Annotated in this window: 11 protein-coding genes and 6 rRNA genes; 4 read left to right on the top strand and 13 right to left on the bottom strand. The window is 56.6% G+C overall.

What is annotated here, in order from left to right; genetic code table 11:
- Positions 1–335: 335 nt before the first annotated feature.
- From rrf (KUF55_RS05950) to KUF55_RS05935, 4 genes are all read right to left on the bottom strand, one after another.
- Positions 336–452: ribosomal RNA gene (gene rrf, locus KUF55_RS05950) — 5S ribosomal RNA — on the bottom strand.
- Positions 453–631: 179 nt separating this feature from the next.
- A 23S ribosomal RNA gene (locus KUF55_RS05945) occupies positions 632–3764 on the bottom strand.
- A 593-nt stretch (positions 3765–4357) separates the two neighbouring features.
- Positions 4358–5884 (bottom strand): 16S ribosomal RNA (locus KUF55_RS05940).
- Together the 16S, 23S and 5S rRNA genes form the textbook arrangement of a ribosomal RNA operon.
- A 744-nt stretch (positions 5885–6628) precedes the next feature.
- Positions 6629–7792 (bottom strand): Fic family protein, encoded by a 1164-nt coding sequence (locus KUF55_RS05935; protein WP_255557349.1) that lies wholly within the window; start codon positions 7790–7792, stop codon positions 6629–6631.
- Positions 7793–8066: 274 nt separating this feature from the next.
- Here KUF55_RS05935 and KUF55_RS05930 point away from each other — a divergent pair, with 274 nt between their 5' ends.
- Entirely contained in the window at positions 8067–9230 is a 1164-nt protein-coding gene (locus KUF55_RS05930) for an IS1249 family transposase (protein WP_218817664.1), read from the top strand.
- Between the two features lie 162 nt (positions 9231–9392).
- On the opposite strand, the gene rrf (KUF55_RS05925) is transcribed toward KUF55_RS05930, so the two are convergent.
- Together rrf (KUF55_RS05925) and KUF55_RS05920 are read right to left on the bottom strand one after the other, a co-directional pair.
- Positions 9393–9509, bottom strand: a 5S ribosomal RNA gene (gene rrf, locus KUF55_RS05925).
- A 179-nt stretch (positions 9510–9688) separates the two neighbouring features.
- Positions 9689–12821 (bottom strand): 23S ribosomal RNA (locus KUF55_RS05920).
- A gap of 6 nt (positions 12822–12827) precedes the next feature.
- Between KUF55_RS05920 and KUF55_RS05915 the strand changes: the two genes are divergently transcribed.
- Positions 12828–13310 (top strand): hypothetical protein, encoded by a 483-nt coding sequence (locus KUF55_RS05915; RefSeq protein ID WP_218817663.1) that lies wholly within the window; start codon positions 12828–12830, stop codon positions 13308–13310.
- A gap of 98 nt (positions 13311–13408) precedes the next feature.
- On the opposite strand, the gene KUF55_RS05910 is transcribed toward KUF55_RS05915, so the two are convergent.
- From KUF55_RS05910 to argH, 7 genes are all read right to left on the bottom strand, one after another.
- Positions 13409–14935 (bottom strand): 16S ribosomal RNA (locus KUF55_RS05910).
- Positions 14936–15571: 636 nt separating this feature from the next.
- Positions 15572–16861 carry a tyrosine--tRNA ligase gene (tyrS, locus tag KUF55_RS05905; RefSeq protein ID WP_255557348.1) on the bottom strand — a complete coding sequence of 430 codons (1290 nt, stop codon included), beginning with the start codon at positions 16859–16861 and terminating at the stop codon, positions 15572–15574.
- A gap of 56 nt (positions 16862–16917) precedes the next feature.
- Entirely contained in the window at positions 16918–19206 is a 2289-nt protein-coding gene (locus KUF55_RS05900; RefSeq protein WP_132361296.1) for a UvrD-helicase domain-containing protein, read from the bottom strand.
- A 105-nt stretch (positions 19207–19311) separates the two neighbouring features.
- Positions 19312–19848 (bottom strand): adenine phosphoribosyltransferase, encoded by a 537-nt coding sequence (locus KUF55_RS05895; protein WP_132361298.1) that lies wholly within the window; start codon positions 19846–19848, stop codon positions 19312–19314.
- A gap of 9 nt (positions 19849–19857) precedes the next feature.
- Positions 19858–20499 (bottom strand): DNA-3-methyladenine glycosylase, encoded by a 642-nt coding sequence (locus KUF55_RS05890; RefSeq protein ID WP_218818285.1) that lies wholly within the window; start codon positions 20497–20499, stop codon positions 19858–19860.
- A gap of 35 nt (positions 20500–20534) precedes the next feature.
- Positions 20535–21272 carry a maleylpyruvate isomerase family mycothiol-dependent enzyme gene (locus KUF55_RS05885; RefSeq protein ID WP_218818284.1) on the bottom strand — a complete coding sequence of 246 codons (738 nt, stop codon included), beginning with the start codon at positions 21270–21272 and terminating at the stop codon, positions 20535–20537.
- Between the two features lie 98 nt (positions 21273–21370).
- Positions 21371–22786 (bottom strand): argininosuccinate lyase, encoded by a 1416-nt coding sequence (gene argH, locus KUF55_RS05880; RefSeq protein WP_132361304.1) that lies wholly within the window; start codon positions 22784–22786, stop codon positions 21371–21373.
- A gap of 194 nt (positions 22787–22980) precedes the next feature.
- On the opposite strand from argH, the gene KUF55_RS05875 reads away from it, so the two are divergent.
- Positions 22981–23391 carry an ankyrin repeat domain-containing protein gene (locus KUF55_RS05875; RefSeq protein ID WP_218818283.1) on the top strand — a complete coding sequence of 137 codons (411 nt, stop codon included), beginning with the start codon at positions 22981–22983 and terminating at the stop codon, positions 23389–23391.
- 245 nt (positions 23392–23636) lie between these two features.
- Positions 23637–24197, top strand: a complete 561-nt coding sequence (locus tag KUF55_RS05870) for an O-acetyl-ADP-ribose deacetylase (RefSeq protein ID WP_132361308.1) — start codon at positions 23637–23639, stop codon at positions 24195–24197.
- Positions 24198–24389 lie beyond the last annotated feature (192 nt).

Here is a 24389-nt window from a genome sequence, read left to right as displayed (position 1 = left end):
TATGACACTAGATGTGTTCCTCTCAAAAGGGTCTTCAGTTTTGGACCCCACGCATAAACTAGTGGACCACCGCATCTCACGGAAGCCCACACTAAAATCTTGTTGCCCTCATAGGGCACTCGACACCTTCATCTATCTTAGTCGAGGGTACCCAGTCGGCTTAGTGAATTGTGCCAATAGTGCGCAACGCAACTGACCAATACTACGGCATTGGATGTAGCAGATGGAAAAACTTCCTGGCTATTTCAGTGGCCGACCCCACCAAATGGCAGGTGGGTGTTAAACATCGAAACCCCCAAACACGTCAGTGTTTGAGGGTTTCGGAACAAAATATTGTCCGGCGGTGACCTACTCTCCCACACCCTCCCGAGTGCAGTACCATCGGCGCAGTGGGTCTTAGCTTCCGGGTTCGGTATGGGACCGGGCGTTTCCCCCACGCTATGACCGCCGTAACTCTAGTACCACTGCTCTAACCACAAAGGGTAGAGCATGGTGAATCTATGGGTTACGACCACAATAGTGGTTGTATGTTGTTGTATCCGCGAAAAACAAATGGGTTTGTTGTTTCGGGACCGTATAGTGGACGCAGCGTTTCTTGCCAACACCAACCAAAGTTGATGCGTGGTGTTTGTGGTTTAAGTTGTCGGCCTATTAGTACAGGTCAGCTTCACGAGTCTTTAGTCCTCGCTTCCACATCCTGCCTATCAACCCAGTGGTCTGGCTGGGGGCCTCTCACACTCAAAAGTGTATGGAAATCTCATCTCGAAGTGGGCTTCCCGCTTAGATGCTTTCAGCGGTTATCCCTTCCGAACGTAGCTAATCAGCGGTGCACTTGGCAGTACAACTGACACACCAGAGGTTCGTCCGTCCCGGTCCTCTCGTACTAAGGACAGCTCTTCTCAAATTTCCTGCGCGCGCAGCGGATAGGGACCGAACTGTCTCACGACGTTCTAAACCCAGCTCGCGTACCGCTTTAATGGGCGAACAGCCCAACCCTTGGGACCTACTCCAGCCCCAGGATGCGACGAGCCGACATCGAGGTGCCAAACCATGCCGTCGATATGGACTCTTGGGCAAGATCAGCCTGTTATCCCCGAGGTACCTTTTATCCGTTGAGCGACGGCCGTTCCACAACGTGCCGCCGGATCACTAGTCCCGACTTTCGTCCCTGCTCGAGCTGTCGCTCTCACAGTCAAGCTCCCTTGTGCACTTACACTCGACACCTGATTGCCAACCAGGCTGAGGGAACCTTTGGGCGCCTCCGTTACTCTTTAGGAGGCAACCGCCCCAGTTAAACTACCCATCAGGCACTGTCCCTGACCCAGATCATGGGCCGAAGTTAGGTGACCGGTACAGCCAGAGTGGTATTTCAACGATGACTCCACCCGAACTAGCGTCCGAGCTTCACAGTCTCCCACCTATCCTACACAAGCTGCACCGAACACCAATACCAAACTATAGTAAAGGTCTCGGGGTCTTTCCGTCCTGCTGCGCGTAACGAGCATCTTTACTCGTAGTGCAATTTCGCCGAGTTCATGGTTGAGACAGCGGGGAAGTCGTTACTCCATTCGTGCAGGTCGGAACTTACCCGACAAGGAATTTCGCTACCTTAGGATGGTTATAGTTACCACCGCCGTTTACTGGGGCTTAAATTCTCAGCTTCGCTCCAAAGAGCTAACCGGTCCTCTTAACCTTCCAGCACCGGGCAGGAGTCAGTCCGTATACATCGTCTTGCGACTTCGCACGGACCTGTGTTTTTAGTAAACAGTCGCTTCCCCCTGGTCTCTGCGGCCCACACCCGCTCCAGAACGCTAGGTTCTTTCACGAGGCAGGCCCCCCTTCTCCCGAAGTTACGGGGGCATTTTGCCGAGTTCCTTAACCATGATTCTCTCGATCGCCTTAGTATTCTCTACCTGATCACCTGTGTCGGTTTGGGGTACGGGCGGCTAAAACCTCGCGTCGATGCTTTTCTTGGCAGCATAGGATCACCGAATCACCCCCCAAAAGGGGCGCCTATCAGGTCTCAGACTTATATGAATCGCGGATTTGCCTACGACTCGTCCTACACCCTTGGACCAGGTCAATTCCATTGCCTGGCTCGGCTACCTTCCTGCGTCACACCTGTTAATACGCTTACCTCCCTGGCTCGGGTCCCACGCCGCACACCCAACAACATTCCCGAAGGAACATCAAAAGGGTCTTTGGGGTGGTTAGCATTACCAGTTCAATATGGACGGTTTTTCGCCGGTACGGGAATATCAACCCGTTGTCCATCGACTACGCCTGTCGGCCTCGCCTTAGGTCCCGACTTACCCAGGGCAGATTAGCTTGACCCTGGAACCCTTGATCATTCGGCGGACGGGTTTCTCACCCGTCATTCGCTACTCATGCCTGCATTCTCACTCGTGTGGGCTCCACCGCTGGTTTACACCGCGACTTCACTGCCCACACGACGCTCCCCTACCCATCCATACGGCTGGACCACGAAGGCCTACCAAAATATATGAATGACGCAACTTCGGCGGTGTGCTTGAGCCCCGCTACATTGTCGGCGCGGAATCACTTGACCAGTGAGCTATTACGCACTCTTTCAAGGGTGGCTGCTTCTAAGCCAACCTCCTGGTTGTCTTCGCAACTCCACATCCTTTTCCACTTAGCACACGCTTAGGGGCCTTAGTTGGCGTTCTGGGCTGTTTCCCTCTCGACTATGAAGCTTATCCCCCACAGTCTCACTGCTGCGCTCTCACTTATCGGCATTCGGAGTTTGGCTGACGTCAGTAACCTTGTAGGGCCCATTAGCCATCCAGTAGCTCTACCTCCGATAAGAAACACGCAACGCTGCACCTAAATGCATTTCGGGGAGAACCAGCTATCACGAAGTTTGATTGGCCTTTCACCCCTACCCACAGCTCATCCCCTCCATTTTCAACTGAAGTGGGTTCGGTCCTCCACGCGCTCTTACACGCGCTTCAACCTGGCCATGGGTAGATCACTTCGCTTCGGGTCTAGATCACGCCACTAACTCGCCCTATTCAGACTCGCTTTCGCTACGGCTTCCCCACACGGGTTAACCTCGCGACGTAACACTAACTCGCAGGCTCATTCTTCAAAAGGCACGCTGTCACCCCAACAAGGAGGCTCCAACGGATTGTAAGCGCACGGTTTCAGGTACTATTTCACTCCCCTCCCGGGGTACTTTTCACCATTCCCTCACGGTACTTATCCGCTATCGGTCATTGGGTAGTATTTAGGCTTACCAGGTGGTCCTGGCAGATTCAAACGGGATTTCTCGGGCCCCGTCCTACTTGGGATACTTCCACAAAGCGGCGGAACGCATTAGCACTACGGGACTCTCACCCTCTACGGTCCGGCATTCAAACCGATTCGCCTATACGCCCGCACCTCACTTCACCAGTCCGGCAGAACTGATACGGAAAGTCCCACAACCCCGACCATGCAACGCCCGCCGGCTATCACACATGGCTCGGTTTAGCCCCATCCGCGTTCGCTCGCCACTACTAACGGAATCACTATTGTTTTCTCTTCCTGAGGGTACTGAGATGTTTCACTTCCCCTCGTTCCCTCCACGTAGCCTATGTGTTCAGCTACGGGTCATACGGCATAACACCGTACGGGGTTTCCCCATTCGGAAATCCTGGTATCAACGTCCGGTTATCGACTCCTCCAGGCTTATCGCAGATTCCCACGTCCTTCTTCGGCTCCCAATGCCAAGGCATCCACCGTGCGCCCTTAAAAACTTGACCACAAACATGATCAAAATAATTACAAGCGCTAAAACATTACAATCGAAAGAATCAAGAAAACACACAACCCTAAAAGAGTTATGTGCACCAAGATTCATTATCATAAGAAATTGCTTTGCAAAACAAACAAACCAACCAACAACCTCAAAAAAGGTCACAGATCAATCCTGTTTCACAAGATGCTCGCGTCCACTATACAGTTCCCAAACAACAACCCCATCACACCCACCACCAACACCACACACCCCAAAAGGTGCGCACCGGTTGGCTTAGGCCATGCGCGGGACAACACTAAAACAACAAACCCACCAACCCCTCACACACACCCCAAAAGGGCATACAAGAAAAGTCGGAGCCTGTTATTTCAGGACCCAACAGTGTGCCAAAAAACCATCCACCCTCATAGAACTCATCTCATTCCAACCCGCAAGCGAGCGTACTAAAAACAACCTCCACAACATGAACAGCCATAATTTGTTGATATTCCACCCTTGAGCACTCGCCCATCAACACAAGTGATGGATACGAGCAGCACTGAACACCCACAAAACACATACTTTGATGCGCCTGCGAAGGTGTTAGTTGCTCCTTAGAAAGGAGGTGATCCAGCCGCACCTTCCGGTACGGCTACCTTGTTACGACTTAGTCCCAATCGCCAGTCCCACCTTCGACGGCTCCCTCCCACAAGGGGTTAGGCCACCGGCTTCGGGTGTTACCAACTTTCGTGACTTGACGGGCGGTGTGTACAAGGCCCGGGAACGTATTCACCGCAGCGTTGCTGATCTGCGATTACTAGCGACTCCGACTTCATGGGGTCGAGTTGCAGACCCCAATCCGAACTGAGACCGGCTTTTTGGGATTAGCTCCACCTCACAGTATCGCAACCCATTGTACCGGCCATTGTAGCATGCGTGAAGCCCAAGACATAAGGGGCATGATGATTTGACGTCGTCCCCACCTTCCTCCGAGTTGACCCCGGCAGTCTCCTATGAGTCCCCACCATAACGTGCTGGCAACATAGAACGAGGGTTGCGCTCGTTGCGGGACTTAACCCAACATCTCACGACACGAGCTGACGACAACCATGCACCACCTGTGAACCAGCCCCAAAGGGGAAACCATATTTCTATGGCGATCTAGCACATGTCAAGCCTTGGTAAGGTTCTTCGCGTTGCATCGAATTAATCCGCATGCTCCGCCGCTTGTGCGGGCCCCCGTCAATTCCTTTGAGTTTTAGCCTTGCGGCCGTACTCCCCAGGCGGGGCACTTAATGCGTTAGCTACGGCGCGGAAAACGTGGAATGTCCCCCACACCTAGTGCCCAACGTTTACGGCATGGACTACCAGGGTATCTAATCCTGTTCGCTCCCCATGCTTTCGCTCCTCAGCGTCAGTAGATGCCCAGAGACCTGCCTTCGCCATCGGTGTTCCTCCTGATATCTGCGCATTTCACCGCTACACCAGGAATTCCAGTCTCCCCTACATCACTCTAGTCTGCCCGTACCCACCGCAGATCCGAAGTTGAGCCTCGGACTTTCACGGCAGACGCGACAAACCGCCTACGAGCTCTTTACGCCCAATAATTCCGGATAACGCTTGCGCCCTACGTATTACCGCGGCTGCTGGCACGTAGTTAGCCGGCGCTTCTTCTGCAGGTACCGTCACTTTCGCTTCTTCCCTACTGAAAGAGGTTTACAACCCGAAGGCCGTCATCCCTCACGCGGCGTCGCTGCATCAGGCTTTCGCCCATTGTGCAATATTCCCCACTGCTGCCTCCCGTAGGAGTCTGGGCCGTGTCTCAGTCCCAGTGTGGCCGGTCACCCTCTCAGGCCGGCTACCCGTCGTCGCCTTGGTGAGCCATTACCTCACCAACAAGCTGATAGGCCGCGAGTCCATCCCTGACCAAAATTCTTTCCACCAAAAACCATGCGGTCTACGGTGCATATCCAGTATTAGACCCAGTTTCCCAGGCTTATCCCAGAGTCAGGGGCAGGTTACTCACGTGTTACTCACCCGTTCGCCACTAATCATTCTGTGCAAGCACAAAAGTCATCGTTCGACTTGCATGTGTTAAGCACGCCGCCAGCGTTCATCCTGAGCCAGGATCAAACTCTCCGTAAAAAAATATACAGACACAACCAACACGCCAACTGGAAAAAGTCGACCGGGTTGCACCAAGTAAAAACATCCTGGCAAATTGCCTCAAGCATCCACACCGGGGGGTGCAAACCTTGAAGCCATTCACCAATAAAATAAATAAATTGGTATCAACAAACTTGGCACACTATTGAGTTCTCAAACAACAGACACTTCCAACACCACAACCAGAAAACAATGTTCCGGCCGCTTCGTTCTGGAGCAACTTGTCTACCTTACCCCACCGCGTGTCGAAGAACAAATCCACCATCAAGGTGATACTCGCTCTCCAGCACCCAGAACCAGACAAAAATCGAAGGCATTCAAAAACGCCGACCATAATGATCAGATATCTAAGGAAAGGAAGATGGTCAACCAGGAGATCCTCAGCGAAAACTTCCGCTGTCCTCATCCCGGCAACTCAAAGAACTATACACACAAAACACCCGAAGAGGAAATCAGCCCTCTCCCCACCAAAAACCCCGCCAAACCAGCCCAAAACCAGTCCCCACACGCCCCAGCTCGACTAAAACACCAAAAAACATCACCGTGACCCCCGCGACACTGCCACATACCCGCTGCGCTCAAACAGATTCTTCCACTCAACTACACGAACCAAGTTCAAAAACGTCTAGATGCATCTGCTGGTTCACCATGGCCTGGTTGAACTCTTCCGGCAGCAGTCGAGCTTCAGCTCTCGAACCCGAAAAATCAGCTAGTTGGAAGGTGCTACTTTCGCAGCAGACTCACTGCGTAGTCGTCCAGGACCGAGAGGATTCCATCGTGTTGCCAAATTCGATTTCGCTTAAGGCCCGAACGTTCGCTCACTACCCCGACGGAAGACAACTGCTGCAAAGCTCGTAACGCACTGGTCTGCGAAGTAGCCAACAAACTGGCCACGAGTTCGTTGTTCATCACTGGATGTGAAATCAAATGAGGAAGCAGTTTCCACGCCATTGCTTGGGGTCGCAGCCCCTCCAACATTTCGCTTGAATGATCTAGCTCCGCGCCCAGGCGATCTATGAGTTGGGTGCCAGAAGATGCGGCAAAACGCGCAGCGTTTCCGAACTGCTCAACGATGGGAAGGGCATCGCCGTTTTGATACGCCGTCAGTGACGCAAAGTAGGATTCGGTATTTCTCAGAAGGCCAGCAGATACAGGCGCGGTGGTGGATCTAACGATGCCCTTTCCACGAAGCAAGGCATGTACAAGTGCACGTCCAGTTCGTCCGTTGCCATCCACAAACGGGTGAATCGTTTCGAACTGGGCATGTGCAATAGCTATCTGGACAAGGACGGGCAGATCGTCACGGCCCATAAATTGAACAAGGTCCGCGATGAATTCGTCAATGAGGTCATGCTGGGGTGCAACGAAAGAAGCACCGCGAGGACTCAGCCCGGAGGAACCTACCCAGACAAGTTGCTGCCTGAATTTGCCGGCGTGGTGTTCCCACCCGGGTTGTCCAGACAGCAATTTCTCGTGCATCGTCAGAATCGCAGTCCTATCCACACGATCCGAAAGTTCGAGTGCGGCTTCCATGGCCAGGACATTTGCGGAAACAGAGATCGCATTCGCAGAAGATGACTGGTTCAGTTCAGCCAAGGCTAATTGCCTCGCGCCAACAGTCAGGTTCTCAATCTGTGACGAAGAGGTCGATTCCGTGCGCAGCAGAATCGAGGACATTGGACCTAGTGTCGGAGATGAGAAGCCAAGCCGGCCGCGAGCATGTTCATCAAAGCGGATCAACGCGGTGACGGCGTCTTCGATGTCGGCGGCTGCACTATTCAGGACGCTGAAATCCAACGCCGCTATTTTAGTCGGGACGGCCGACTTATATTCACCGGAACCTCGAGCCAACTGTGCACGCGAGCTCATTCCGTCTTGTTCGGCCATCCAGTGTTGCGTCGCATATGTAACGGCCGGCACGCTGAGAGAAGGTGTAAGCATGCCTTTCACTATACTTACAGTTTCAGCGTTTATGTATGTAATCAAAACTTCAACTTACACTTCGTGTTCAGTTCGGCTGGTTAACGCAAAAAGGGGTCGGGTTCTGTCGGCGTGAGCCGACAGAACCCGGCGTATAGGCCGAAAAGTGTGTCCGCGAGGGGCCTGCTTCCCAACGATGGCGCAGTAGAACGAGGTTTCTTATACCTTTGAGCCATTAACCGTGAATGGTTCTGGAAAATCGAAGCAATGTGAAGTATGCGGATCTGCCCTGAAACGCAATGGAAAGACCTCAGTCGGAACCCAACGCTGGAGGTGCATCCACTGCGGGGCCAGCAGTGTCAAGAAGCGCCCTGACCTGAAACGTCGAGCCGAGCTAAACCTGTTCCTCCAATGGATCTTGGGGAAACAGTCCCAGGCCTCCTACAACCCCGGCACGGGTAGAACCCTCCGACATAACACCCAGTGGTGTTGGGCGATCGAACCATCCCTAGCGCCCACCGGCGAAGTCCACCTGCAGATCCAAATGGACGGCATCTATCTAGGACGTGGGTGGTGTTGCCTGATCGCGATTGCCAACGGCAAAACCATTGGCTGGCAGTGGTGCGATAGTGAAAAGAGGGTGGCCTGGATAGCGTTGCTGGAACAGTTCCCAGCACCCCGGGTCGTGATCATTGACGGTGGCTCTGGGCTAGCGGCAGCACTGTCGCAAGCGTGGCCAGAGACTCGCGTTCAACGCTGCCTGGTCCATGTCCAACGCAACGTGCGCACTTATCTGACCCTGCGACCACGAACGGACGCGGGAAGAGCCCTTCGGCGAATTTCCCTTGCCCTGACACGCATCAAGACCCGAGAACACGCCACCCAGTGGATGCAAGCGCTGCAGGAATGGCACCACACCTTCGGGGACGTGATCAAGGAACGCACCTACCCGGCGGGACCTGGCGGCCACCGGCCCAAAGGTGTGAAGCCCACCCAAACCTGGTGGTACACCCACACTCGCCTACGTTCGGCCTACAAACTCCTCGAACGGCTGGTGCGCAGTGGTGAGCTCTTCACCTACCTGGAGCCAGAATTTGATGGGCTGGCCATCGCTTCGACAACCAACCACATCGAGGGCGGCGTTAACACTCAGCTCCGTGCGCTGCTGCGCGGGCACCGTGGCATGCCGCCGGCCCATGCGAAACGGGCGGTCGAATGGTGGCTCTACTCCCACAGTGAGAAACCAACTGAACCGCACACTCTCATCCGGCCTGAACACCTCAACACGAAACCAGTGAAGAAGCAGATCCAGGAGGAAACGATTGGGCCGGAACTCATCGGCACCGCACTGACTGAAGCCGAAGGGCTCTGGGTCAGAAAAGGATGGGCCGGCAGACCCTGCTGAATCATGCTCTGACATGGCACAGCCCCGGGTGACACACCCGGGGCAGACACACTTTTTTGCCTATAAGCCCAGAACCCGACCCCATCAAGGAGTGGTCTGGTGGGTGTTAAACATCGAAACCCCCAAACACGTCAGTGTTTGAGGGTTTCGGAACAAAATATTGTCCGGCGGTGACCTACTCTCCCACACCCTCCCGAGTGCAGTACCATCGGCGCAGTGGGTCTTAGCTTCCGGGTTCGGTATGGGACCGGGCGTTTCCCCCACGCTATGACCGCCGTAACTCTAGTACCACTGCTCTAACCACAAAGGGTAGAGCATGGTGAATCTATGGGTTACGACCACAATAGTGGTTGTATGTTGTTGTATCCGCGAAAAACAAATGGGTTTGTTGTTTCGGGACCGTATAGTGGACGCAGCGTTTCTTGCCAACACCAACCAAAGTTGATGCGTGGTGTTTGTGGTTTAAGTTGTCGGCCTATTAGTACAGGTCAGCTTCACGAGTCTTTAGTCCTCGCTTCCACATCCTGCCTATCAACCCAGTGGTCTGGCTGGGGGCCTCTCACACTCAAAAGTGTATGGAAATCTCATCTCGAAGTGGGCTTCCCGCTTAGATGCTTTCAGCGGTTATCCCTTCCGAACGTAGCTAATCAGCGGTGCACTTGGCAGTACAACTGACACACCAGAGGTTCGTCCGTCCCGGTCCTCTCGTACTAAGGACAGCTCTTCTCAAATTTCCTGCGCGCGCAGCGGATAGGGACCGAACTGTCTCACGACGTTCTAAACCCAGCTCGCGTACCGCTTTAATGGGCGAACAGCCCAACCCTTGGGACCTACTCCAGCCCCAGGATGCGACGAGCCGACATCGAGGTGCCAAACCATGCCGTCGATATGGACTCTTGGGCAAGATCAGCCTGTTATCCCCGAGGTACCTTTTATCCGTTGAGCGACGGCCGTTCCACAACGTGCCGCCGGATCACTAGTCCCGACTTTCGTCCCTGCTCGAGCTGTCGCTCTCACAGTCAAGCTCCCTTGTGCACTTACACTCGACACCTGATTGCCAACCAGGCTGAGGGAACCTTTGGGCGCCTCCGTTACTCTTTAGGAGGCAACCGCCCCAGTTAAACTACCCATCAGGCACTGTCCCTGACCCAGATCATGGGCCGAAGTTAGGTGACCGGTACAGCCAGAGTGGTATTTCAACGATGACTCCACCCGAACTAGCGTCCGAGCTTCACAGTCTCCCACCTATCCTACACAAGCTGCACCGAACACCAATACCAAACTATAGTAAAGGTCTCGGGGTCTTTCCGTCCTGCTGCGCGTAACGAGCATCTTTACTCGTAGTGCAATTTCGCCGAGTTCATGGTTGAGACAGCGGGGAAGTCGTTACTCCATTCGTGCAGGTCGGAACTTACCCGACAAGGAATTTCGCTACCTTAGGATGGTTATAGTTACCACCGCCGTTTACTGGGGCTTAAATTCTCAGCTTCGCTCCAAAGAGCTAACCGGTCCTCTTAACCTTCCAGCACCGGGCAGGAGTCAGTCCGTATACATCGTCTTGCGACTTCGCACGGACCTGTGTTTTTAGTAAACAGTCGCTTCCCCCTGGTCTCTGCGGCCCACACCCGCTCCAGAACGCTAGGTTCTTTCACGAGGCAGGCCCCCCTTCTCCCGAAGTTACGGGGGCATTTTGCCGAGTTCCTTAACCATGATTCTCTCGATCGCCTTAGTATTCTCTACCTGATCACCTGTGTCGGTTTGGGGTACGGGCGGCTAAAACCTCGCGTCGATGCTTTTCTTGGCAGCATAGGATCACCGAATCACCCCCCAAAAGGGGCGCCTATCAGGTCTCAGACTTATATGAATCGCGGATTTGCCTACGACTCGTCCTACACCCTTGGACCAGGTCAATTCCATTGCCTGGCTCGGCTACCTTCCTGCGTCACACCTGTTAATACGCTTACCTCCCTGGCTCGGGTCCCACGCCGCACACCCAACAACATTCCCGAAGGAACATCAAAAGGGTCTTTGGGGTGGTTAGCATTACCAGTTCAATATGGACGGTTTTTCGCCGGTACGGGAATATCAACCCGTTGTCCATCGACTACGCCTGTCGGCCTCGCCTTAGGTCCCGACTTACCCAGGGCAGATTAGCTTGACCCTGGAACCCTTGATCATTCGGCGGACGGGTTTCTCACCCGTCATTCGCTACTCATGCCTGCATTCTCACTCGTGTGGGCTCCACCGCTGGTTTACACCGCGACTTCACTGCCCACACGACGCTCCCCTACCCATCCATACGGCTGGACCACGAAGGCCTACCAAAATATATGAATGACGCAACTTCGGCGGTGTGCTTGAGCCCCGCTACATTGTCGGCGCGGAATCACTTGACCAGTGAGCTATTACGCACTCTTTCAAGGGTGGCTGCTTCTAAGCCAACCTCCTGGTTGTCTTCGCAACTCCACATCCTTTTCCACTTAGCACACGCTTAGGGGCCTTAGTTGGCGTTCTGGGCTGTTTCCCTCTCGACTATGAAGCTTATCCCCCACAGTCTCACTGCTGCGCTCTCACTTATCGGCATTCGGAGTTTGGCTGACGTCAGTAACCTTGTAGGGCCCATTAGCCATCCAGTAGCTCTACCTCCGATAAGAAACACGCAACGCTGCACCTAAATGCATTTCGGGGAGAACCAGCTATCACGAAGTTTGATTGGCCTTTCACCCCTACCCACAGCTCATCCCCTCCATTTTCAACTGAAGTGGGTTCGGTCCTCCACGCGCTCTTACACGCGCTTCAACCTGGCCATGGGTAGATCACTTCGCTTCGGGTCTAGATCACGCCACTAACTCGCCCTATTCAGACTCGCTTTCGCTACGGCTTCCCCACACGGGTTAACCTCGCGACGTAACACTAACTCGCAGGCTCATTCTTCAAAAGGCACGCTGTCACCCCAACAAGGAGGCTCCAACGGATTGTAAGCGCACGGTTTCAGGTACTATTTCACTCCCCTCCCGGGGTACTTTTCACCATTCCCTCACGGTACTTATCCGCTATCGGTCATTGGGTAGTATTTAGGCTTACCAGGTGGTCCTGGCAGATTCAAACGGGATTTCTCGGGCCCCGTCCTACTTGGGATACTTCCACAAAGCGGCGGAACGCATTAGCACTACGGGACTCTCACCCTCTACGGTCCGGCATTCAAACCGATTCGCCTATACGCCCGCACCTCACTTCACCAGTCCGGCAGAACTGATACGGAAAGTCCCACAACCCCGACCATGCAACGCCCGCCGGCTATCACACATGGCTCGGTTTAGCCCCATCCGCGTTCGCTCGCCACTACTAACGGAATCACTATTGTTTTCTCTTCCTGAGGGTACTGAGATGTTTCACTTCCCCTCGTTCCCTCCACGTAGCCTATGTGTTCAGCTACGGGTCATACGGCATAACACCGTACGGGGTTTCCCCATTCGGAAATCCTGGTATCAACGTCCGGTTATCGACTCCTCCAGGCTTATCGCAGATTCCCACGTCCTTCTTCGGCTCCCAATGCCAAGGCATCCACCGTGCGCCCTTAAAAACTTGACCACAAACATGATCAAAATAATTACAAGCGCTAAAACATTACAATCGAAAGAATCAAGAAAACACACAACCCTAAAAGAGTTATGTGCACCAAGATTCATTATCATAAGAAATTGCTTTGCAAAACAAACAAACCAACCAACAACCCCAAAAGAGTTATCAGTCAATCCTGTTTCACAAGATGCTCGCGTCCACTATACAGTTCCCAAACAACAACCCCATCACACCCACCACCAACACCACACACCCAAAGGTGCGCACCATGCTCGCTTAGGCCATGCGCGGGACAACACTAAAACAACAAACCCACCAACCCCCTCACACACCCCAAAGGGCATACAAGAAAAGTCGGAGCCTGTTATTTCAGGACCCAACAGTGTGCCAAAAACCATCCACCTCATAGAACTCATCTCATTCCAACCCGCAAGCGAGCGTACTAAAAACAACCTCCACAACATGAACAGCCATAATTTGTTGATATTCCACCCTTGAGCACTCGCCCATCAACACAAGTGATGGATACGAGCAGCACTGAACACCCACAAAACACATACTTTGATGTGCCTGCGAAGGTGTTAGTTGCTCCTTAGAAAGGAGGTGATCCAGCCGCACCTTCCGGTACGGCTACCTTGTTACGACTTAGTCCCAATCGCCAGTCCCACCTTCGACGGCTCCCTCCCACAAGGGGTTAGGCCACCGGCTTCGGGTGTTACCAACTTTCGTGACTTGACGGGCGGTGTGTACAAGGCCCGGGAACGTATTCACCGCAGCGTTGCTGATCTGCGATTACTAGCGACTCCGACTTCATGGGGTCGAGTTGCAGACCCCAATCCGAACTGAGACCGGCTTTTTGGGATTAGCTCCACCTCACAGTATCGCAACCCATTGTACCGGCCATTGTAGCATGCGTGAAGCCCAAGACATAAGGGGCATGATGATTTGACGTCGTCCCCACCTTCCTCCGAGTTGACCCCGGCAGTCTCCTATGAGTCCCCACCATAACGTGCTGGCAACATAGAACGAGGGTTGCGCTCGTTGCGGGACTTAACCCAACATCTCACGACACGAGCTGACGACAACCATGCACCACCTGTGAACCAGCCCCAAAGGGGAAACCATATTTCTATGGCGATCTAGCACATGTCAAGCCTTGGTAAGGTTCTTCGCGTTGCATCGAATTAATCCGCATGCTCCGCCGCTTGTGCGGGCCCCCGTCAATTCCTTTGAGTTTTAGCCTTGCGGCCGTACTCCCCAGGCGGGGCACTTAATGCGTTAGCTACGGCGCGGAAAACGTGGAATGTCCCCCACACCTAGTGCCCAACGTTTACGGCATGGACTACCAGGGTATCTAATCCTGTTCGCTCCCCATGCTTTCGCTCCTCAGCGTCAGTAGATGCCCAGAGACCTGCCTTCGCCATCGGTGTTCCTCCTGATATCTGCGCATTTCACCGCTACACCAGGAATTCCAGTCTCCCCTACATCACTCTAGTCTGCCCGTACCCACCGCAGATCCGAAGTTGAGCCTCGGACTTTCACGGCAGACGCGACAAACCGCCTACGAGCTCTTTACGCCCAATAATTCCGGATAACGCTTGCGCCCTACGTATTACCGCGGCTGCTGGCACGTAGTTAGCCGGCGCTTCTTCTGCAGGTACCGTCACTTTCGCTTCTTCCCTACTGAAAGAGGTTTACAACCCGAAGGCCGTCATCCCTCACGCGGCGTCGCTGCATCAGGCTTTCGCCCATTGTGCAATATTCCCCACTGCTGCCTCCCGTAGGAGTCTGGGCCGTGTCTCAGTCCCAGTGTGGCCGGTCACCCTCTCAGGCCGGCTACCCGTCGTCGCCTTGGTGAGCCATTACCTCACCAACAAGCTGATAGGCCGCGAGTCCATCCCTGACCAAAATTCTTTCCACCAAAAACCATGCGGTCTACGGTGCATATCCAGTATTAGACCCAGTTTCCCAGGCTTATCCCAGAGTCAGGGGCAGGTTACTCACGTGTTACTCACCCGTTCGCCACTAATCATTCTGTGCAAGCACAAAAGTCATCGTTCGACTTGCATGTGTTAAGCACGCCGCCAGCGTTCATCCTGAGCCAGGATCAAACTCTCCGTAAAAAAATATACAGACACAACCAACACGCCAACTGGAAAAAGTCGACCGGGTTGCACCAAGTAAAAACATCCTGGCAAATTGCCTCAAGCATCCACACCGGGGGGTGCAAACCTTGAAGCCATTCACCAATAAAATAAATAAATTGGTATCAACAAACTTGGCACACTATTGAGTTCTCAAACAACAGACACTTCCAACATCCACGACCCGGACTAACGTTTCCTGCCGGCGCTTCGCTCTGGAGCAACTTGTCTACCTTACCCCACCGCGTGTCGAAGAACAAATCCACCATCACTGATGAACACTGCCCCAACACTCAGCTCCCACCATCTCCTCGGCACAACAAAGCACCGAACAAAATTTTGGAAGGGGATTGAGTAGAAATTCGGTCGCCCGGCGATTCTCTCCGCAGTATTCCCGTGGTGTCCCTCGCGGCGACTTAGAAAACTATACACACAAAACACCCGAAGAGGAAATCAGCCCTCTCCCCCACCAAAAACCGCGAAAACCCCGTATATATAGGGATCCTAGGTCCTTTCGGAAACAAAAAAGTCGGGGCAGGGAAGCTGCAGTGATCAGCAACACTCCCCCACCCCGACTTTTCCTGCCTTTCGGCAAACCGGGCGTTGTTCCCCTAACTAGGCAACTTCAACGACAGCCAGGTTCTTCTTTCCGCGTCGTACCAAGAGGTAGCGACCATGAAGCAAATCATCCTTGTTAATAACCGCATCAAGGTCCGAGTACTTCACGTTATTAACGTATGCTCCACCCTCATTCACCGTACGGCGAGCCGCCGACTTCGATTCAGAGAGTCCCGAAGCCATCAACACCGAAACGATGTCTAGGTCATCACCGTTAATAGTGGTGCTCGTCAGCTCTTGGGTTGCGGCGCGAAGGGTCGCTTCATCCATGTCGCTCAGTTCGCCCTGGCCAAAGAGTGCTGCAGATGCTGCGATAACCTTCTCGGTTGCATCAACTCCGTGGACCAACGAGGTAACCAGGTAGGCAAGTTCCTTCTGGCCCTTGCGGGCAAAGGGACGATCTGCCACTTCCTGCTCCAGAGCCTCGATCTCGGCGCGGGTCAGGAAGGTGAAGACCTTCAACCGCGAAGCCACATCGGCATCGGCGGTGTTCAGCCAGAACTGGTAGAAGGCGTACGGGCTGCACATCTCCGCGTCCAACCAAATGGCGTTACCCTCGGACTTGCCGAATTTGGTGCCATCGGAGTTGGTGATCAATGGCGTTCCGTAGGCGTACGCGCTCTTGCCCTCGGCCTTGCGAATCAAGTCGGTACCGCTGGTGAGATTTCCCCACTGATCCGAGCCACCGGTCTGCAGGGTGCAACCGTAGAGCTTGTGTAGCTGCAGGTAGTCGTAGCCCTGCAGCACCTGGTAGCTGAATTCGGTGTAGCTGATGCCCTCATCGGAGTTCAGGCGAGCAGCAACGGTTTCCTTCTTGATCATGGTGCCCACGCGGAAGTACTTGCCCACTTCACGCAGGAAGTCGATGGCGCTGAGGTTGGCGGTCCAGTCAAGGTTGTTGACCATGCGCGCGGCATTCTCACCCTCGAAGGATAAGAAGCGAGCAACCTGCGCTTGGAGTTTACCGACCCATTCGGCCACCGTCTCCTTGGTGTTCAGGACACGTTCGGCGGTCTGGCGCGGATCGCCAATCAACCCGGTGGAACCACCCACCAGTCCGAGAGGCTTGTGACCGGCCAATTGCAGTCGACGCATATTCAGCAACTGGACCAAGTTGCCCAGGTGCAACGAGGCTGCCGTGGGGTCAAACCCGCAGTAATAGGTAATTATCTCCTCGGAGAGCACCTTTTCGAGCTCGGTTTCATCAGTGGAAACGTGGACCAGGCCACGCCACTTCAGTTCCTGCCAAATGTTGGCAAACGACGGATCATTACTCTGTCCCGACAAGGCGGGATTCTGCTCAATTTCAGACACCCTACTAAATTAGCAGTCTCCGCGCGGAATTACTTCTCCGAGTCAATGCCCGCCGGAATCGTCCCCTCAGCCAGAATGCGCAAGCGCTGCGTCGTGCGGGTCATCGCGACGTAGAGGTCACCGACGGTGCCTTCTACCTCGTCGATCAGTTCCTGCGGCTCCAGCACCAGCACCACATCAAATTCCAGACCCTTGGCTTCGCGTGCGCCAAGCACCACGATGTCTTGGCTCAGTCCACCGGATCCGGTTCCCACGCGGCGACCAAATTGCTCCACCACGGCCGCGCGCACCACCGTGAGCCGAGATTCGGGAACGATCACTGCCAGCAGCCCGCCATCGGCGATTGCCACCTCACCGGGCAGCACCTCGCGCAGCTTGGGCAGCAGCTCTCCCGGGGCCAAGCGATCAACCAACGGCGGCCATTGGCCCTCGCGCACGGCCTTCGGGGTCGAGATTTTTAGTCCTGCCGCATGGGCAACACGAGTGGCTGCCTCGGCAATCTGCATCGGCGTGCGGTAGTTGACGGTGAGTTCCTCGAGCGTAAAGCGCTCGGCAACAAACGGTTTCATGGCCTGCGCCCAGCTGGTGGCGCCGGAGGCCGACGAGGTCTGGGCAATGTCGCCGACCACGGTGAAGGATTTGAGCGGGCACCGACGCATCAACAAACGCCACTGCATGGGGGAAAGTTCCTGCGCCTCATCCACCACCACGTGACCATAGGCCCATGAGCGGTCGGCGACGGCGCGTTCGGCGGCTGATTGCCGCACCGCGGTCTCCTGATTCATGTCCGCCAGATCTTGGGCCTCGACCAAACCGTCAATGCCGGCGTTAAACATCATTTCGCCCACATTGCGCAGTGTCGCCTCGGCGTTCTCGAGATCTCGCTTCAGCTGCGCTTCGGTTCCGTTATCTGCGTTGCCCACTGCCTTGAACTCGCCGAGTAATTCTGCCGCTTCATCAAGCAAAGGGACGTCGGCCTCGGTCCAGGGCGAACCGGGGGTGCGCTGCAGCGCCTTGAGTTCGTGCGGGCGCAGCTGTGGCGCGGCGGCGGCCAGCAGGTGTTCCTTGGCGAACAGCTCCTCCAGCAGCGACTGCGGAGTCATCGGCATCCAGCACAGGTTCAACGCGATGCGCACGTCTCGCGATTCGCGGACCTCTTGGACCAGGTAGCTGCGGTCCACGGCGTTGCCGTTGCCCGAGGAGTCCTCGAGGATCTGCTGCAATTGTGCCGCCAACTCGCGCACCAAAATCTTGGTGAATACCTCGCGGGCCTCATTGTGTGGTTTGCGCGATGCACGCGCCTTTTCACGGGCATGGCGAACCTGTCCGCGACTGAGCACCAGCCGGGTTCCCTCCACCACCACGCGGCGGTCTTCGTGCAGCAAGCGTTGGCGGTTGGACACCGCCTTGGCGACCACCTTGGCCATGAAAGCCTTGCCCTTGATGCGCGCCGTTTCGCGGTTGTGTTCGGGCACGGCGACCAGGCCCGGGTAGAGTTCGCCGACCGATGACATCACCACGCCGGTCTCACCCAGGGAAGGTAAGACGCGTTCGATGTAGCGCATGAAGGAGGACGAGGGGCCCACCAGCAGGACGCCGGCGGTGTTGAGTCGCTCGCGGTGTTCGTAGAGCAAGAAGGCTGCGCGGTGCAGAGCCACGGCGGTCTTCCCGGTTCCCGGACCACCCTGAACAACCAACACCCCGGCCAGCGGGGAGCGGATGATCGCGTCCTGTTCGGCCTGGATCGTGCCCACGATGTCGCCCATGCGACCGGTGCGTTTTTGCGTCAGGGCCGCCATGAGCGCGCCCTCGCCCTGCAGGTTGTCGTTTTCGATAAAAAGGTCGGTGTCCAAAACCTCGTCGTCAATGCCCAGCACGGTGCGTCCGCGTAGCATCAGGTGCCGCCGACGCCGCACTCCTTGCCGGCGCAGGGCGGTAGCCTGATAGAAGGCTGCGGCTTCGGGGGCACGCCAGTCCACCATCAAGCGGGTGAGGTCATCGTCGGTCATACCGATGCGACCGATGTAGCGCGGGGCACCGGCTTCCTCACCGGCACGGTTCACGTCATCGTCCAGATCTAGCCGACCGAAGACCAGTCGGTCCTCTACCGCGTTGAGCTGTGAGAGGCGGTCCTCGTAGAGCGCGGCAAAGGAGTCGCGTTCGGACACGTTCTGGATGGATCCCTGGGCACCGCCGCGGCGGGTCCGGGTGAGCTGTGCGAGCTTCTCGGCGCGCAGTTCATCCAGGCGGGAGTAAAGCATCGAAACGTACTTGCGTTCGGCTTCGAGCTCCGGTTGAACGGTCGTGGACTCTGGCATTCAGCACTCCGATGATGTTGCGAAATCGTGGACAGACCAGTTTACGCTCTGTCGAAGGAGGGGTTTGACCGGATGTCATAAAGATTTCCGGACGAGGTGCGGTGACTAGACCAATTGGAGGGAATGGACTTCGAGTCCCTCGAGTTTTTCACGGCCACCGAGTTCTTGAAGTTCAAGGACCACGCCGATCCCGGCGACGTGTGCACCGGCCATACCGAGCAAGCGGGCGGCGGAGCCGACGGTACCGCCGGTGGCCAGCACGTCGTCAAGGATCAGCACACGGGTTCCCGGAGCAATATCGTCGCGGTGCAGTTCTAGCGTCCCGGTCCCGTATTCAAGGGTGTAATCATCGCGGTGTACGGCACGTGGCAATTTGCCGGCCTTGCGGATGGTGATCATGCCCGTGCCAGTGGCGTAGGCAGCCGCGGCAGCCAGCACGAAGCCGCGCGCCTCAAGACCGGCGATGACATCAAACTGTCCGGCGAAGGGTGCGATGATCTCATCAACAATGCGGCGCAGACCCTGCGGATCGGCAAAGACCGGGGTGAGGTCCTTGAAGGAAATGCCGGCGGAGGGGTAATCGGGAACGATTTCGCTCAACCGGTCAAGAAGGTCATTAATGGTTTCGGGCTCTGGATTCACCCAATAAGTCTAGTCCCTTGGGCCGCGGGCCCTGCGCGGCGCCGCCTTCCGGTAGGGCGAGACGCTGGGCTCGCCCGGAAGCCAGAACCTGTACGGGTACTCGTCCCCGCCGCCGCTGCCGGCCACGCCGGTGCGCGGGCCGGTAAGGTGCGCCGACGGGGTTGTGGCCAGCCTGTCCAGGCCGAGGTCCGGGCCCGGAGGTGTCGCGGTGCCTCGGCGGAAACGCGCGAGGTTGTGTTCCAGCGTCAGCCCGAGGCCCTGGGCCAACCGCGCGGGGCCGCTGAGCAGCCTGGCTGCCGGTCCCCCGGGGTGGCCGCGCCTGGCCGTCGCCGTTTCGAGGCCGGAGACGACTTCGCCTGCGCGCAGCAGCACCGCCGAGGCCGTGCCTTCGGTCCCGCACACCACATTGGCGCAAAAATGCATCCCGTAGGTGAAGTAGATGTAGGCGGTGCCCGGCGGGCAGAACAGGCCGGCGTTGCGTACGGTCTTTCCCCGATAAGCGTGGGATCCGGGGTCCAGGGCACCGCCGTAGGCTTCCACCTCGGTCAGCCGGACCACCACCAGCTGCCCGCCGATGAAGGTCGAGACATGGGCGCCGAGCAGGTGCGGCGCCAGCTGCAGCGAACCCAGCCGCAGCAACGGATCTTCCATGTCCGGCACCGTCGCTCCTCCCTCCGGGACTCGTGCTAGTTGCGGGCCTTCAGCCCGGAGGGCCAGGGGCCCAGCTCCGGAAGGTCGGCACCGTCCGCGCCGGCGGTGGCCTGCACCGGACCCAGCGGCTGACGACCGGCCAGCCACGCGGCCAGATCGAAGTCGGTGCCGCTGAGGACAACGACTTCGTCGCCCGAGCCAAGCGCGATGCGCTGGGCACCATGTGGCTGCAAAATATAGCGTTTGGACTTCGGGACACGAGATGCCAGCTCGGTGAATAGGTGGGCATTAAATTCTGGCTCCCAGTTAGCTGGCGAGTGCGAGCGCAACAGGTCCGAGGAGTGGATGACACTTTCGCGCCAGATGGCGGCAAAAAGTTCTGCCACGGAGCCTGTGCCACGGAATCCGGTGGCTAGTTCCCATTGTTCCGCCTTGATGGCGTTCACGGCAGATCCCAGAGCAGCGAGGGCTTGATCAACTCGCTCGACCAGGGCGTCTGCACGCATCAATGCCAACATCTCAATGGCATTGTTTCTACCCTCTGCTCCCCCGTCATACATGGGGAAAGGTTCGGTTGCCCCGATTGATTCAAGTTGCCGGGTAGCCGCCCGGGCAAATCCATCGATGTGGGCTAAGAGGTGAGCACGACTCCAGCCGGGCAGGGCGCTGGGTTCGGCCGCTGCCGTGGTATCAATCGTGGCCACCAGCGCGCGCAGCGTGGTCAAGGAGGCAACGATCTTGGCGGTCAGTTCTTGTTGTGTCAGCTCACTCATGCCCACAGCCTAGCCGCACGAGGTGCGTTAAATGGCGAAGGTAGGGTTCCCACCGTGGTGGCGGGGAACCCTACCTTTTGCATCGGGGCCGGTTCCCTTTAGGCCGAGTAGGCCCGCAGCGGAACCAGTGCCTCCTTTAAGGCGAGAAGTTGCGCAGCCACGGCCGAGGGTGCGGTGCCGCCCTGGGCACTGCGCGAGTCAAGTGATCCCTGAGTGGAGAGCACGGTGCGCACCTCGGGGGTCAGGTGTTCCGAGATCCCGGCGTAGTCTTCGTCGGTCAGGTCCCAGAGTTCACCGCCCTTGGATTCGGCTAGCTTAACTGCGGCACCTGAAAGCTCGTGTGCCTCGCGGAATGGCACACCCTGGCGGACCAACCATTCGGCAATGTCGGTGGCCAGGGCGAAGCCCAGTGGGGCCAGTTCGGCCATGCGTTCGGTATTGAATTTCAGGGTGGCGATCATCCCAGATACCGCCGGCAAGAGTAGTTCAAGGGTGTCGGTCGCGTCGAAGACCGGTTCCTTGTCTTCCTGCAGGTCACGGTTGTAGGCCAGCGGTAGCGCCTTGAGTGTTGCCATCAGTCCGGTGAGGTTGCCAATGAGGCGACCTGCCTTGCCACGCGCCAGCTCGGCAACGTCCGGGTTTTTCTTCTGCGGCATGATCGACGAACCGGTGGAGAAGGCATCGTCGAGGGTGACAAAGGAGAATTCCTTGGTGGCCCAGAGGATGACTTCTTCGGAGATACGGGAAAGATCAACGCCGATCATGGCGGCGATCCAGGCGTATTCGGCGAACACGTCGCGGGCCGCGGTGCCATCGATCGAATTCCAGACCGCGGAGTTGAAGCCAAGTTCGGCGGCCACGGCGTTGGGGTCAAGACCCAGCGAGGAGCCGGCAAGAGCTCCGGATCCGTAGGGGGAAACCGCCGCGCGCTTGTCCCAGTCGGCTAGGCGCTGCACATCGCGCAGCATGGCCCAGGCATGGGCTAGAAGGTGGTGGGAAAGCAAGATCGGCTGCGCGTGCTGCAGGTGGGTACGTCCCGGCATCGCGGCATTGGGATGCGCCTCGGCCTGTTCGATCAGGGCATCGATGGTGGCCAGCACGCCGGCGGCAATGATCCGTGCGTGGTCGCGCAGGAACATGCGGCCAAGGGTGGCAATCTGATCGTTGCGTGAACGGCCGGCGCGCAGCTTGCCGCCCAGGGCGGTGCCAGCGCGCTCAATCAATCCGCGTTCAAGAGATCCATGGACATCTTCATCGGAGTCGGAGGCAACATAGGCGCCCGAAACAACATCGGCTTCAAGGGTGTCCAACGCCTTGATCATGCCGGCGAGTTCCTGTGCATCAAGAAGACCGGCAGTGTTTAGCACTCGAGCGTGGGCGCGGGATCCGGCGATGTCATAGCGGGCCAGCCGCCAGTCAAAGTGTGTGGACTTGCTCAGGGCCGCCAGCGCGTCTGCCGGGCCTCCGGCAAATCGTCCGCCCCAGAGTGCGCCTTCGTTTGTTGCCGATGCCATGTTCATCCTTCCGTGTGCCCATGTCGGGCGCCGGTTCGCGAGGTGTCCAAATCCAGTGTTCATCCTAGTGCAGGGCAGCTCGTTGGCCCCGGATACAACACCACTCTTCTAATACTTATTCATAAGTCTACATAAATATTCAGTCGTTTGCGCCTCATGACTCCCTCGCCCCATACCGCCGGTACGATTTGGCTATGACTGACCCGAACGCCTCCGCGCCACTGTCCGACGAAGAACTCGCCTACCTTCACTCAATCTTTGATCTTGCCCGCGAGGGAAGTACCGAAAAACTCATGGCCGTCATCGACCACGGAGTACCGGCCGACCTGACGGACTCCAAGGGTGACACGCTCATGATCCTGGCCGCCTACAACGGCCACCACCAGATCGTAGCGGGACTTCTCGAGCGTGGAGCCGATGTCAATCGACTCAACGACAAGGGCCAAGGCGCGTTGACGTGCGCAGTGTTCCGCAGAAATGAGGCACTCACCCGTCTCTTGCTCGAAAACGGGGCGGACCCGCAGCTGGGGGCACAAAATGCCATTGCCGTCACCGAGATGTTTGACCTACCGGAACTCAAAGCCATGCTCAGCGAATACCTCTAAGTCCCAAAGCGCTGCCAAAACGCGGTGGGGTTGGCAGTCCCACCGCGTCTTAGCAATTCAGCGGTTCTTGTCCGCGCCAGGTTATCCAGCGTCACAAAACACCGCTTATCAGCCAGCCGTTCACAGCATCCTCGCACGTTTCTCGGTCACAACTGAGAATCCGCTGTGCGTCCCTCCACAAGACCGATACCCGGGCGTATTGTGTTGCTTATCAGGTGTTTTAGATCACTGACAGGAGCAGAAAAATGCTGATCGAGATCGTGCGCGGAGACATCACCGAACAAAAGGTTGATGCGATCGTTAATGCCGCAAACCCCTCACTGCTAGGCGGTGGCGGCGTCGACGATGCGATCCACGTGGCAGCTGGCCCCTCCTTGCTGGCCGAATGCCGACAGCTGCGAGCCACGAGCCACCCCGACGGGCTTGCCTCGGGGCTCGCCTTGGCAACGGGCGCCGGCAATCTTCCGGCACGCTGGGTCATCCATACTCCCGGGCCCAACAGGCACGTGGGACAGGTAAATCCCAAGACCTTGGAGAAGTGCTTCAGCAATTCGCTCTACGTTGCCTCACGGCTTGGCGCCACCAGCATCGCTTTTCCCGCCATCGGCGCAGGATCCTATGGTTGGTCGCCCGAAGATGTCGCATCTATTGCTGCCCGCACGATTCACGAGTGGTTTGAAATGTACAGCCATTCGACATCGATTCACCGCGTAGTGCTCGTCGCGTTCAACGACAAGGTCGAGACGGCGTTCCGCAAGGCTTTTGAAACACCTCAAGTCGAAAGCCAGCTCGTCCACGGTCCATGACCCAAAAGAGTAGGCAAGGCCTCCGCTCTCCAGTCCTTCAGGGGCCGGGCGCGGAGGCCTTTTTCCGTGCCGAACCCATCAGCACCGCTACTTCACCCAATATTCAAGTTAGAACGATCGCGGTCCCCACGAGGATCTTCGTCGAATATATCCATCAGGTAGTCTTCTAGGGTGCCTAGCTCACGTCACTTG

This window comes from Paeniglutamicibacter sp. Y32M11 (assembly GCF_019285735.1).
Taxonomy (GTDB): domain Bacteria; phylum Actinomycetota; class Actinomycetes; order Actinomycetales; family Micrococcaceae; genus Paeniglutamicibacter.
This window is presented reverse-complemented; position numbering and strand designations above follow the sequence as displayed.

Coding starts and splice junctions, on each gene's coding strand:
- KUF55_RS05870 (WP_132361308.1), top strand. CDS start 23,637: ATGCTGATCGAGATCGTGCGCGGAGACATCACCGAACAAAAGGTTGAT.
- KUF55_RS05915 (WP_218817663.1), top strand. CDS start 12,828: ATGATCAAAATAATTACAAGCGCTAAAACATTACAATCGAAAGAATCA.
- KUF55_RS05890 (WP_218818285.1), bottom strand. CDS start 20,499: ATGGAAGATCCGTTGCTGCGGCTGGGTTCGCTGCAGCTGGCGCCGCAC.
- KUF55_RS05900 (WP_132361296.1), bottom strand. CDS start 19,206: ATGCCAGAGTCCACGACCGTTCAACCGGAGCTCGAAGCCGAACGCAAG.
- KUF55_RS05875 (WP_218818283.1), top strand. CDS start 22,981: ATGACTGACCCGAACGCCTCCGCGCCACTGTCCGACGAAGAACTCGCC.
- KUF55_RS05885 (WP_218818284.1), bottom strand. CDS start 21,272: ATGAGTGAGCTGACACAACAAGAACTGACCGCCAAGATCGTTGCCTCC.
- argH (WP_132361304.1), bottom strand. CDS start 22,786: ATGGCATCGGCAACAAACGAAGGCGCACTCTGGGGCGGACGATTTGCC.
- KUF55_RS05935 (WP_255557349.1), bottom strand. CDS start 7,792: ATGGCCGAACAAGACGGAATGAGCTCGCGTGCACAGTTGGCTCGAGGT.